General features: G+C 36.6%; 16 protein-coding genes. 8 read left to right on the top strand and 8 right to left on the bottom strand.

Going from position 1 to position 12518, the window contains the following annotated elements; translation table 11 throughout:
- The first annotated feature begins 119 nt into the window (after positions 1–119).
- From AC4CVF_RS18070 to AC4CVF_RS18055, 4 genes are all read left to right on the top strand, one after another.
- On the top strand, positions 120–473 hold the full coding sequence (locus tag AC4CVF_RS18070) for an HPF/RaiA family ribosome-associated protein (protein WP_004718651.1): 354 nt from the start codon (positions 120–122) through the stop codon (positions 471–473).
- A 195-nt stretch (positions 474–668) separates the two neighbouring features.
- Positions 669–1211 (top strand): ankyrin repeat domain-containing protein, encoded by a 543-nt coding sequence (locus AC4CVF_RS18065; protein ID WP_105713903.1) that lies wholly within the window; start codon positions 669–671, stop codon positions 1209–1211.
- A 15-nt stretch (positions 1212–1226) separates the two neighbouring features.
- Positions 1227–1994, top strand: coding sequence for a transporter (locus AC4CVF_RS18060; RefSeq protein ID WP_490789792.1), 768 nt, complete (start codon positions 1227–1229; stop codon positions 1992–1994).
- Between the two features lie 145 nt (positions 1995–2139).
- The gene (locus tag AC4CVF_RS18055) at positions 2140–2820 is read left to right on the top strand and encodes a glutathione S-transferase family protein (protein ID WP_419819761.1); all 681 of its coding nucleotides are present in this window, start codon (positions 2140–2142) and stop codon (positions 2818–2820) included.
- A 15-nt stretch (positions 2821–2835) separates the two neighbouring features.
- Here AC4CVF_RS18055 and AC4CVF_RS18050 read toward each other — a convergent pair whose 3' ends face one another.
- The 3 genes from AC4CVF_RS18050 to AC4CVF_RS18040 form a co-directional block, all read right to left on the bottom strand.
- The gene (locus tag AC4CVF_RS18050) at positions 2836–3951 is read right to left on the bottom strand and encodes a GGDEF domain-containing protein (RefSeq protein WP_419326937.1); all 1116 of its coding nucleotides are present in this window, start codon (positions 3949–3951) and stop codon (positions 2836–2838) included.
- 255 nt (positions 3952–4206) lie between these two features.
- Positions 4207–4809, bottom strand: coding sequence for a GGDEF domain-containing protein (locus tag AC4CVF_RS18045; protein WP_419326938.1), 603 nt, complete (start codon positions 4807–4809; stop codon positions 4207–4209).
- A gap of 333 nt (positions 4810–5142) precedes the next feature.
- Positions 5143–6057, bottom strand: coding sequence for an alpha/beta hydrolase (locus tag AC4CVF_RS18040; protein WP_336952484.1), 915 nt, complete (start codon positions 6055–6057; stop codon positions 5143–5145).
- A gap of 153 nt (positions 6058–6210) precedes the next feature.
- On the opposite strand from AC4CVF_RS18040, the gene AC4CVF_RS18035 reads away from it, so the two are divergent.
- Entirely contained in the window at positions 6211–6642 is a 432-nt protein-coding gene (locus tag AC4CVF_RS18035) for a DUF2147 domain-containing protein (RefSeq protein ID WP_419819760.1), read from the top strand.
- A gap of 65 nt (positions 6643–6707) precedes the next feature.
- On the opposite strand, the gene AC4CVF_RS18030 is transcribed toward AC4CVF_RS18035, so the two are convergent.
- Together AC4CVF_RS18030 and AC4CVF_RS18025 are read right to left on the bottom strand one after the other, a co-directional pair.
- Entirely contained in the window at positions 6708–7064 is a 357-nt protein-coding gene (locus AC4CVF_RS18030; protein WP_336952480.1) for a Spx/MgsR family RNA polymerase-binding regulatory protein, read from the bottom strand.
- Positions 7065–7574: 510 nt separating this feature from the next.
- A complete protein-coding gene (locus tag AC4CVF_RS18025) occupies positions 7575–8393 on the bottom strand; it encodes an exodeoxyribonuclease III (protein ID WP_336952479.1) in 819 nt (272 codons plus the stop codon).
- Positions 8394–8433: 40 nt separating this feature from the next.
- On the opposite strand from AC4CVF_RS18025, the gene pyrE reads away from it, so the two are divergent.
- Positions 8434–9084, top strand: a complete 651-nt coding sequence (gene pyrE / locus AC4CVF_RS18020) for an orotate phosphoribosyltransferase (RefSeq protein WP_336952477.1) — start codon at positions 8434–8436, stop codon at positions 9082–9084.
- Positions 9085–9159: 75 nt separating this feature from the next.
- Positions 9160–9693: a hypothetical protein gene (locus AC4CVF_RS18015; RefSeq protein WP_336952475.1), complete on the top strand. Its 534-nt coding sequence runs from the start codon at positions 9160–9162 to the stop codon at positions 9691–9693.
- Between the two features lie 2 nt (positions 9694–9695).
- Here AC4CVF_RS18015 and AC4CVF_RS18010 read toward each other — a convergent pair whose 3' ends face one another.
- The 3 genes from AC4CVF_RS18010 to AC4CVF_RS18000 are packed head-to-tail and all read right to left on the bottom strand — an operon-like array spanning position 9696 to position 11365.
- Positions 9696–10406 (bottom strand): VanW family protein, encoded by a 711-nt coding sequence (locus AC4CVF_RS18010; RefSeq protein ID WP_419819759.1) that lies wholly within the window; start codon positions 10404–10406, stop codon positions 9696–9698.
- Between the two features lie 16 nt (positions 10407–10422).
- Positions 10423–11124, bottom strand: a complete 702-nt coding sequence (locus tag AC4CVF_RS18005) for a class I SAM-dependent methyltransferase (RefSeq protein ID WP_419819758.1) — start codon at positions 11122–11124, stop codon at positions 10423–10425.
- Between the two features lie 40 nt (positions 11125–11164).
- Positions 11165–11365, bottom strand: coding sequence for a DUF3565 domain-containing protein (locus AC4CVF_RS18000; RefSeq protein ID WP_336952596.1), 201 nt, complete (start codon positions 11363–11365; stop codon positions 11165–11167).
- Positions 11366–11475: 110 nt separating this feature from the next.
- Here AC4CVF_RS18000 and gshB point away from each other — a divergent pair, with 110 nt between their 5' ends.
- A complete protein-coding gene (gene gshB / locus AC4CVF_RS17995; protein WP_419326941.1) occupies positions 11476–12420 on the top strand; it encodes a glutathione synthase in 945 nt (314 codons plus the stop codon).
- The last annotated feature ends 98 nt before the right edge of the window (positions 12421–12518 follow it).

Below are 12518 nucleotides of genomic sequence, written 5' to 3'. Positions count from 1 at the left end.
ATAGAGGAGTTACGGTTCCAATTTATTGTAGGTGAAAAGCTGTCTTATACAGCAGGCGCAAAGTGTGCCGAAAATATAAGTTTTGCACTCGTTTTTTGATTAGAAAGAGGATGTTTTTTATGAATATAGAAATCCGTACAGATAAAAATATTAGAAATAGTGATCGTTTAATTACTTACGTACGCGATGAGCTAAATCAAGAATTCCAACGTCATAGCGAACGTATTACCCAGTTTTCAGTTCATATCAGTGATGAGAACGGTGACAAAGGTGGGGCGGATGATATCCAGTGTATGATTGAAGTCAAAGCAGCAGGTTTGAAGCCAGTCGTGGTAAAACATCGAGCGAAAAACATTGATCTTTCATTACACGGTGCGATAGATCGGGTAAAGCGTAGCCTAGAGCACGTATTAGAAAAAATTGAAAATCCACGTGGTGGAAAACTAGAACTTGCTGATGCAGATGAAGCATGATCTGATAAAAAGCCCTTCGGGGCTTTTTTATGGTCTTCAATTTTATGGTTTTAAAACAGTCCTTGATTATCTTCTTTGTCATAAATGAACAATAAATGCCATTTATAAAATAAAAGCGACACGATTAAAATTTTTCAAAGCTATTTTAAAAATATTCGTCATAATGTTGTATAGGAATAGAATAGTGAGATCAACATGTTATCAGCACAACAACAAGTCTTTATACAGGCTTTAGAAGATTTAGACCTTGCTCAAGTCAAACGTTTGCTTGCAGATGGATTTGATCCTAACTTTATGGAACCTGAAAAAGGACCAGCTGTTTCAATTTGGTCAGATGGATTGTTTAAATGGTGGGAAAAAATTTGTGATGCCTATGAAGCAGGTCATCCTTTAACGGCAGAACAAAAAGCACAAGATTTACAACCGCATTTAGATATTTTGGATGCTTTAATTAGTGCCAAAGCAAACTTTTATTTGTGGGACACTGAAGAGTGCTATGGTCCACTGTGGGATGCAGCAAGCGCAGCCTGTGTACCTGCAATTCATAAGCTTTTAGATCATAAGGTTGACCCGAACACCAAAGATGAAGAAGGGAAGACCATTTTATCTTCGATCAGTGATTTGTTCTTTGATTGTGAATTTGATCAAATAGATTGGTCTCAGGCTTTACCTGAAGAGAAAGAATCTTTAGAGTTACTACGTAGTCGCGGTGCGAAAATGTCCAAAGAATTATCGTAAATTTTGAGTCTTGATATGGCAATTTTAAATAGAATCACATTAGCCCTTGCTTCGAGTCTAAGTATAAGCGCAATGGCAGCAGAATTTTCTTTTGATCGTCCTGGAACAGGTTTTGGAACAGGGATCACGCCTGTGGGACAATTGGCTTGGGAGCAAGGGCTACCAAGTGTGACCTACACGGAAACTAAAGTAGATGGCACAAAAGCAAAAACTGTAACCCTCAATGGCGATATGCTTTTTCGTACAGGTTTAACCTCGAGTATGGAATTACAGTTAGGATGGCAAGGCCCAGCTTGGATGCAAACCAAATATAAAGGTATTAAAGAGGATGACTCTGGTTTAGGTGATGTTTCTATTGGGATTAAAAAAGCCATCGATTTAAAAGATGATAAATTATCAATGGCGATTTTGGCTCAAGCCTTGATCGCAACGGGTAATGATGGTTTTAGTGAAGAAGATGATATTTATAGCATCGGAACATCATTAGATTATCAGTATAACGATTTGGTCAATACTGGGATCACCATGAACTACGCTGTGCAAGATGGGCATTGGTCAGTGACTGCTGTACCTACTGTCGGTTATAAAATTGCAGGAAATCTTTCAGGATTCTCTGAGTTTGTTTATTCAAAAACAGAAAGCCAAGACTATAAGTATGGTCTAGGTTCTGGTTTAATCTATGCGGTCAATGAGCGTACTCAACTTGATGGAAGTGTGGGTGTAGATTTGGAAGGACGAGACCGTAGTTATAAAGCTGGTTTAGGTGTGGCATTCTTATTCTAATCAATTCAGTCTGATACATCGTCAAGGAGTAGTTGATCTACTCCTTGATTTGTTTTTAAAGCGAGCAATTTTCGAAATGCTTTTAGAATAGTCTTATCTTGTGTATGCTGAGTTCAAAATAAGCAATAAACACAGGAGTATTAAAATGTTAGAATTGTTTATTGGTGATAAAAATTATTCGACATGGTCAATGCGTACTTGGTTAGTGATTCAGCATTTCAACATCCCATTTACAGAGCACTTGATTCCTTTTGATCACTTTGACCTCGACAGCCAATTTAAACAAAGTATTTTAAAAATAAACTCAAATGGCAAAGTCCCAGCTTTAGTAGACGATGGCTTTTTAGTTTGGGATTCTTTGGCGATTTGTGAATATTTAGCAGAAAAGTTTCCTGAAAAACAATTGTGGCCTCAAGATGTAAAACAACGTGCACGCGCAAGATCGATGTCTGCTGAAATGCACAGTAGTTTTATGGCTTTGCGTAGTTGTTGTGATATGAATTTAGATGCTGATTTAAAGCATATTGGTGTACAGCTTTGGCAGGAAAATTTAAAACTACAGCAAGATGTAAAACGGATTGAACAATTATGGTCGGAGCGACCACACCCTGACAGTTTTTTATGTGCTGATGAGTTTACTATTGTCGATGCTTTTTATGCGCCAGTTGTGATGCGGTTTATGGGTTATGGCATTGCAGTATCAGCAAACAGTCAGCGTTATATTGACAAAATATTAGCCGTTCCTGCAGTACAACAATGGATAGCAGAAGCGCATGCAGAATTCCGGTTTGTTGCTTGTGAAGAGCAATATCGTAGCCAAGTTTAATGTATTAAATACCAATTAAGCAATTTCATTGATTTGATCATGATAGAACTGGACTTGATTGCGACCAGACTGTTTTGCTCGATATAGCGCTTTGTCTGCGAGATGAATAATTTTACTGATATTTTCATCGTCAATCGAGGTAGCAATACCAAAGCTGGCAGTAAGTTGTACATAATGATGATCAAGGGATTCAAGTACTTGATTTTGAATCGCTACTCGACAACGTTCAGCAAGTGCTTGTGCAATGCTTAATGATGTTTCAGGTAAGGCGATAATAAATTCTTCACCACCATAACGTGCCACAATATCAGAATGACGAATGTGAGAAGATAATAATTTGGCAACTTTACACAATGCTTCATCACCAAAATGATGCCCATATAAGTCATTGATTTCTTTAAAATGATCAATATCAATCAAGATAATGGCATAATGAGTTTGCTTATTTTGGATTTCATTAAGCTTTTCATTAAAAAAACGACGATTATATAAATTGGTCAGTGGATCTGTTTCACTGAGTTTCTTGATTAATGACTCTCTATGTCGCCACTGAGACAGTAAAATTTCACATAAAATCAAACATACAATTAAAATAGGAATAATAAAGTACAGCATAGTCCCCACCCAGAACGAATTATCATGTCGTTTATTTTCCAACATATGTTCATTAAAAATTGGTGCATAAGGAATTATGCGCCAATATGTACTGAACATCATTGAAATATAGAACAACAGGGCAGTTGTAATTTGAAGATATATAATTTTTCTATTGAATAAAATTAAACCCACACCAGAGATGCAAACGAATGCAAAAACAGTGGCTGGACTATAGATACCCACCAAAAAACCATCTGCAAGCATTAAAATGATAAAAATACTAATGACAACATGGGGCAAGATAGTATTTGCCCATTTTTTATTTTGAAAGAAATAACAAAATGCGATAAGGGAAATAAGCAGTAGGGTTGAACCTGCATTGACAACAAGTTGTGAACGAATCAAGGAGATATTGACCCATTGCCATGTTTCTGGATTCAGCAAAATAAAAATTTTCCAAGCAATCCAAGATAAATGAAGGGCAACGGTCAGGAACAGAATCAAGATACATTTATGTAAACTGCTCCAATTCATAATGATATTTGAATCTAATTGTTGTTTCAGCTTTTGCCAGTAAAGATTAAGTCTTATATTCGATTCCTCCATTCATAATTATTCCATGATTTTTAAGTGACTAGTCATTAAGTGCTGATTAATAATTTTTTAAATTATAGGGGTTAAAATTTATTAAAACAAAGAATTGTTATCATTTATTTGTTAATAATCTGGTAGTTTATTATGAACTTGAAGTAAATAATGCTGTAAATAATTTTTAATTATTTAGGTGTTTTAAGATAAGAGTCCTGTGTCAGCATAACCAGGCTTACGATTTATTTTCGCAATATATAATGCTTGATCTGCTTGTTGTAATACCGTATTACTCATTGTATCTTGTTTAGAAACTGATACGCCATAACTTGTTTGAAGTGAAATGATTTTGCTATTGATCTTTAAATCATAATTATTAATTAAAAGAGATAGCCGATCTGCGATATGGTGTGCTTGATCTTGATTCACATCACTGAGAATTAAAATAAATTCGGATTCACTATAACGACCAACAAGGTCTGTCTCACGGATGTTTTGTAATAACTCTTGGGCAATTGCTGCTAAAGCCTTATGAGCAATTTTAATGTTGTATTTATTTTTGATTTCACACAAATTATCAACACTGAGCAAAACGATACCAAAATTAGATTCGCTTTGTGGATGTAACTCTTTTAAATAAGTGTTAATTGCAAATTGGTTATAAATACCCGTATATGGATCAATTTCTAGATTATTAATCAATTGGTTTTTATGTATTAATTTGGCAATAAATGAGTGTTTCAATACTTGATTGAACAATGAATGAATTTTACGTCGTTTTTCTGAATAAATTTTATTACGCATAATCGAATCCATTCCGTACTTGGATTTTTATTGTATGATGCCTTAAATGTAGCAATTTATTGGCTTGAACTCAAATTAAAGTTTCAGTAAATACTTGAAGGATATATACATAATTTTGAAAAATGTGATTAACTTTGTAGTATAGTTTAAGAATATATTAGAATTTGTAAAACCCGATAAAAATGATCAGACAATACATATAGTTCGAATGACGGATATGCGATTATTTGAATAAATATACGATTTGTTTAAATTGATTATTTTATCTTTAAAAATGAACAACAGTTTGGTTTGTTAAATGATCTGTTGTTCATCATTGAGTAAATATCGAGGTTAGTCGCAGTCGATTTTATGAGCGAATTCAGCAATATCTGCTAAAGATTGCTTTGCCTCATCAAACCATGGACTAAACATTTGGAAATTATGCCACATTCCCGTGTACAACTTGTAATTGACTTTCACCCCAGCAGCTTTGGCTTTTTTTTCAAAACGTTGAGCATCAGATAAAAGAATTTCTTTAGAGCCGATTTGCACTAAAGTTGGCGGCAGTCCTTCAAAATCTCCGAAAATAGGCGAAAGAGGAGGTAGGGAGCGGTCCAAGTTTTTCGGTACGTAAAAGTCAATACCAGACTCAAGCGCTTCGATAGAAAGCAAAGCATCATGCTTTTGATTATAACGTAAAGACTCACCTGTTAAAGTTAGGTCTAAGAAAGGGGACATAAGAATTAAAGCGCTAGGAAGTTGTTGTTTATTTTCTTCCTTAATTCGTAATGCAAGTGCTAAAGCCAAATTTGCACCGCAAGAATCACCTGAAACAATGATGTCCTTAGGTTGCACACCTTGATCTAAAAGTTGTTGATAAATATCATAAATCGCATCACCTGCTTCAGGAAACTTACTTTCCGGTGCGAGCGGATAATCTACATGTAAAACTTGCATCTGAGTGCGTGCAGCAACTTCAGATAAAAAAGCTCGATGGGTTTTAATTGAGCCTACAAAAAACGCTCCACCATGGATATGAAAAATCATTTGGGTTGTATGCGCTTGAGGTTTAATTTCTTCTGCCCGAATCCCTGCAATGCGTAAAGAACGGATCTGCACATCTTTACGCTGCGGAAAAACGCGTGAAAGTTGTTCTATTCCGAAACGTGCAGTTGTGGGCGGAAGATTGAAACGACTTGGAAATTTGAAGCTAGATTTAAGAATAGATTCTGTAATGTATTGTTTCAGAGCTGAGTTAATCTTCATGTTCCTTCCATATTGTTAAATTTGTGACTTTATTTTTGTTGATTCACCAACACTTGTTACAAGGGTACACTATATAGTCACATTCAAGAATTGCTAAATTGGTGTAAATTTTTAATACTATAAAGTGTCAATTAGACTAGGGAAAACAAAACAATGAAAAAAATTGTACTTGCATTAGGCTTATTATCAGCAACAGTTCTTGCAAATGCTGCAGATCCACTGAATGGAACTGTTTGGAAAACAATTGATGATACAACTAAGCAGCCAAAAGCAATTGTAAAGTTCACTGAACAAAAAAATGGAACATTGACGGCTGCAATTCAAAGTGTTTTAACGCCAGGTGAAGAAAACTCTTGTACTAAATGTGAGGGTCCATACCACAATAAATCATTGAAAGGTGTAACGATTGTCACTGGTTTAAAAAATGTCGGTGGAAAAAGCTATGATAATGGTACGATTCTAGATCCTAAAAATGGCAAAACCTATAAACTCAAAGGTGAGCTTGCTGGTAATCAGTTAAAGTTACGTGGTTATATGGGTATTTCTGCTTTAGGCCGCAATCAAACTTGGGTACGTGCAAACTAAGTATATTGATTCACCACAATAAAAAGCCTGATCTATTGATCAGGCTTTTTATTGCTCGATTATTTTTATGCTGTAAGTTTTAAAGCCTTAATTTTATCCTCATCAAAACCAACCACATATTGGCCATTTTGATTAATCATAGGGCGTTTGATTAGACTGGTATGTGTGGTAAGCGCTTGGATGAGTGCTTGTTCACTTGACAAAGCCAGTTGTTGTTCTTGTTCACTGAGTTTTTTCCACGTTGTGCCTTTTTTATTGAGCACAAGATCTTGCCCAATATGATCGAGCCATTGTTTAACGGTTTCTGCATCTATACCTTGTTTTTTATAATCATGAAACTCGTAACTCAAGCCAAGTTCAGTCAGTAAATCAAAAGCTTTTTTCATGGAGTTACAATTTTTGATTCCATAAATTTTCAACATGTCTTAACCTAATATTCAATTGTTTGATTTAACAGAAAGAGTAGCAAAATTGCCAATATATACAGTATAAGAATAGATAAAAATATTTAAAAGGTATGATTGTTGTCATCAGAATTTAACAATTTGTGCTTAATATTTTATTTAAGCGAGCAAGCAGACTGGCTGATTAAATGATTTAAGTCTAAAAAATAAAAAATTGAGACTAAAGGAAATTAAAAAAGAGAAAACCCGCATCTAATCATCCTGATTATGCGGGTCTCATTACAACGTCCAATGTCACATCCTTGGAAAATAAATATTCAAAATACTTATTTCCTTTTCTTCCTACGGCGTCCTATCCTTTTGCTGTCATCCTGACAATGTCCCTGTGCCGTGCATGTATAATGCGCTTGTTGATATGAAGAAAATATAAGATAACACGACAAAATTTGTAAGTTATTACCCTATAATCAGTGAACAGTTGTTCACAAAATTGCTCAATTCTTATTTAAATACTGAGCAATTTTCTATTTAAATTTGATAATCAATAATCACAGGGGCATGGTCGCTATACCATTCATCTTTGTAGACCCAGGCATTGACTGTACGATCTTTCCAGTCAGGGGAGCATGCTTGATAATCAATTCGCCAACCGACATTTTTAGCACGCGCTTGTCCACGATTAGACCACCAAGAATATACTTCAGCTTCTTTACGCACTTCACGAAATGTATCGACATAGCCGAGTTCATCATAAATATGATCTAGCCAAGCACGCTCATGCGGTAAGCAACCTGAAGATTTTTGGTTGCCTGACCAGTTTTTAATATCGATTCGTTTATGCACAATATTATAATCGCCACATACAATGATCGACTTATCTTCATCACGCCATTGTTTTAAAATTTTTCGATATTCTTCTAAGAAGTGATCTTTACGGGCTTGTGCTTCATCACCTGATGAACCTGAAGGTAAATATAGTGAGCAGATGTGCACAGGTTTGGCTAAACCGACATCAAATTCTGCACTAATAAAACGACCTTGGCTATCGGCGAGTTCAAAACCCAGACCATTTTGGATCGATTTAAATGGCAAGCGACTGTAAATCGCAGTACCTGCATAGCCTGATTTTTCCGCAGGAAACAGATGGGTAAACCAACCGTCAGGTTTAAATTTATCTGTCCACTGTTCATGCGTAATACGACTTTCTTGGATACAAATCACGTCTGCATCTGACTTTTCCATCCATTCAAGTAAGCCTTTTGTGACGGATGAACGTAAGCCATTTACGTTAATTGAGACAACTCTTAAAATTTTTTGATCACTTGGATAGCTACTCTTTGGTATCATTCGCAGTCATAACCTCAATGTATGAATTTTGGAGCACCTCATGTCAACGCCAGCTCAGTTTAACCCGCAAGCTTTTATCGAACTCGCATTATCACGTGGTGTGCTTAAATTTGGTGAGTTTACTTTAAAATCAGGCCGTGTAAGCCCTTATTTTTTTAATGCAGGTTTACTCAACGATGGTGAAGCATTATCGCTTTTAGCTCAAGGTTATGCAGATAAATTAACACAATGTAACAACGTTGAAGTGATCTTTGGACCTGCATATAAAGGAATTCCTTTTGTTGCAGCAACAGCTGTGGCTTTGTCACAAGTACATGATGTAAGTGTGCCTTGGGGGTTTAACCGCAAAGAAGCCAAAGACCATGGCGAAGGTGGCGTGTTGGTCGGTGCTTCAGTAGAAGGCAAAAAAGTCTGGATTATTGATGACGTGATTACAGCGGGTACTGCAATTCGTGAAGTTGTCACAATTCTTAAAAATGCAGGTGCGACAATTGCAGGCGTATTGGTTGCGCTAGATCGTCAAGAAAAAGGGCAAGGTCAACTGTCTGCCATCCAAGAAGTTCAACAAGAACTTGAGATTCCAGTACATGCTTTAATTACCATGAAAGACTTAATGGATTATCTTGATGCTAAAGGTGAGCAAGATGCTTTAGCAAAAATGGAAGCTTACCGTGTGAAATATGGTATATAAGTAAAAAAAAAGGATAAGATAAGGAGCATAAGCTCCTTATTTTTATGGACTATAAAGGATTAGGTGCCATTTTAAATGTTCATTCTATTGATAATCGTCGTGGTTGCTGTACTTGGCATTATGCTGGTCAAACATATCGACCAACGACGTTGGCAACGTTACCAATTTGAGCGGGATATGTTTTTTCGGCAATATCCATTTCAATGGAAAGGTTTAGGACAGTTTGAGCTGGTTTTAAATATCAATGTGCACGCCCAGAAAAAATTAATCAATGAGTTGATGTTAAGAGCATCTGAGAGCAGTTATATCAAAAAATCACGTATTCAACGTGAACCTGAATGTTCGAGACAGCAATACTCAATTAAAGTCATGATTCAAGATTTAACCATTGGGCACTTAGAAAAGAAGTATGCAGACTTGTTGGGAGAAAGTTTAGACCAAACCGATTTTGAAATTGGTCGCCCGATCGAGCTAGATGCTGAAATCATTGTGTTTGAAAAAGATGATATCGAGTTGGGCTGTCGTGTCAAACTCGCCTTACCGCGTGATCCACGTACTGCGCATCAATACTTGATAGAAAATAGCCAGCAACAATTTCAAGAAAAATAAGCTTAATCAGTATGAGAATTAAGCAAGTAGATACTTTGCTCAATCTCTTTTTGGTCTTGTAAAGTACTGACAATCCGATGGGTTTTAGTCGTTTCAACAATAAATTTGAGTGCATATTCTTTTAAATACTGCTGAGCAACCAAGTTGGCGACAAGTTGGTCATGCTGTCTGAAAACTTGAATTTGTAGTGGCTGATCTAAACAATTTTGAAACTGTAAGTCCTTATAGCCATACACCACAGTTGCATCACTACCTAAAGGGGTAAAGCGCTCATGTTCCTGATAAATATCAATCGAATGTGAATGTCGTTCCGTGATAGTTAAACCCGCTTTTAGCGCATTGATATAGAGCAAACAAGAAATTTGGCAGATTCCACCACCCAGATCTTCTGCAATTTTTCCATTGACCAGATTACGTCCTGTTTTGTAGCCATTATTAAAAGTCGGGGCTGTTACCAAATGCCAAAATGAAAAGATTTGATTTGGCTCAATAACCAAGCCGTTTATGCTCTGAATCGCAAGATCAATGTTATGGGTTTTATTTTCAAAATAATGATTTATCTTGATGCTTTGTTGGGTTGAAATTTGCTGGTCTGATTGCCACAGTGTTTGATGTTTTAAGGCAAACTGTAGCTTCGAGAAAAGGTGTTCACGACAATACCTGCGTAATAACTGATAAAGCAGTTTCCATGATTTGGGTAAATATTGCCGCATATTCCACCTGCTTATTCTAATTGTTTACTGACGGTTGTTTTTCTAAAACGACAACCAAGTATGATGCATATTCTTTTAAAAATGAACGGCACATCAAGCTGTCTAGGCTTCTAAACAGTGGGCGTAAAATCGTTGGAATACGATGGATAGGGAAAAATAAAAAGCCCTGACTTTCAACCAGCTTCCATTGAGTGCCAAGCAGCTTTTCAATCTCTACCAATGTCATTTGATGAGCAGCATGCCAACTTTGTTGTTGATGCTTTACAGCTTGTCGACGTTTGGCGGAGGGGAAATCAAAAATAAGCTTGCCATTGGGTCTTAATTTTTGATGCGCCTCATTCAGAAACTGTTCTGTGGTTGCATGGTCTTGATGCATGATCACATGGAAGCTATAAATCACCTCAAGCTGGTAATTTTCGATTGGAATTTCAGTCAGAGTCCCTTCAAGCAAGATTTTATGTGGATATTTTTCTGTTGCGACTTTCAGCATTTCAGGGCTGAAATCTACACCGTAATCTGCATAATCGAGTAAACGACCTGTACCACAACCAATATCCATACAATATGTAGGTGCTGTGTTACTTAGAATACGCTTGAGAAAAACCCGCTCTTGTTGGTCTAAATATTGCCCGTAACTGTTGTTAAAACGATTGTTATCGTAGTCGTGCGCAAGTTTGTTATAGTAATTTTTAATCTCTGAGTCAGGTTGATTCGACATTGAATAACTCTTTTTATTGACGAATAGAAACTAATTCAACTTATAAACTATTTTTTTGAAGATCACACGTTTTACACGCTAAAAACATGCCTATTTTTTCCTGTCGTCCTTGTTCTGTCAACACCCACGGACGATTCTGCCAAGGAGGAAGATGACGCACATGTTGTTGATGCCCACATGCAAGTTCAGCCACATAATGTTGCTCCTCACCCAAATGAAATTCCACAATGGCTTGTTGCATTTCGATCATCATATTCACAATAATTGCTAAGAGTTTAGCGAAATTTCGAAAAAGTACACTACATTCTCCGCTATACTGCATTCAATCCAAAATTTTATAAGAGCATCAATATGCGCGTACTTGTTGTGATGGATCCCATCGAAAGTGTAAACCTGAAAAAAGACTCAACAATGGCAATGTTATGGGCGGCTGCACGTCGAGGGCATGAGTTAGGCTATGCATTACAACAAGATTTGTATATTGATCAGGGCAAAGCATTTGGTTTGATTACACCGCTTCAGGTTTTTCAAGATTACGATCACTATTATGAGTTAGGTGAAAAAGCCAAAGAGTCACTTGCAGCTTATGATGTGGTATTGATGCGTAAAGATCCGCCTTTTGACATGAACTTTGTTTATACCACTTATATTTTGGAACAGGCAGAGCGTGAAGGGGTGTGGATTATTAACAAACCACAAAGTTTGCGTGATTGTAATGAAAAACTATTTGCGACCCAATTCCCAGAGCTACAAGTACCCACTTTAGTGACCTCACAACAAAGTTTGATTCGTGAATTCCTAAAAGAACATGGTGACGTTATTGTTAAGCCACTAGATGGTATGGGCGGAATGGGGATCTTCCGTTTATATCAAGATGGCGTCAATATTGGCTCAACCATTGAAATTTTAACTGAAAATGGCACACAACCGATTATGGCACAACGTTATATCCCTGAAATTGTGGATGGTGATAAACGTATTTTGATGATTAATGGTGAGCCGGTACCTTATTGCTTGGCTCGTATTCCTCAAAATGGTGAGGTGCGAGGGAATTTGGCAGCGGGCGGTTTGGGTGAAGCTCGTCCATTGACTGAAAATGACAAAGCCATCGCAGCCAAAGTTGGACCATTCTTAAAAGCAAAAGGCTTGGTTTTTGTCGGATTAGATGTGATTGGAAATTATGTCACTGAAATCAATGTCACCAGTCCAACCTGTATTCGCGAAATTGATGATCAATTTGGTACTTCAATTGCAGATGATTTGTTTGATGTGCTAGAAGCAGGTCACTCAGCTTAATTTAAGCTGGGATACTGCATTCTAAATCTCAACTAAAAAATAGAGTCGTGCATGGCTCTATTTTTTGCTGTCGATTGGCTATAAAAATGATAAATCAT

Source organism: Acinetobacter sp. LipI_19 (genome assembly GCF_058242925.1).
The sequence above is the reverse complement of the archived record's forward strand: the minus strand, read 5'-3'. Positions and strand labels throughout refer to the sequence as shown.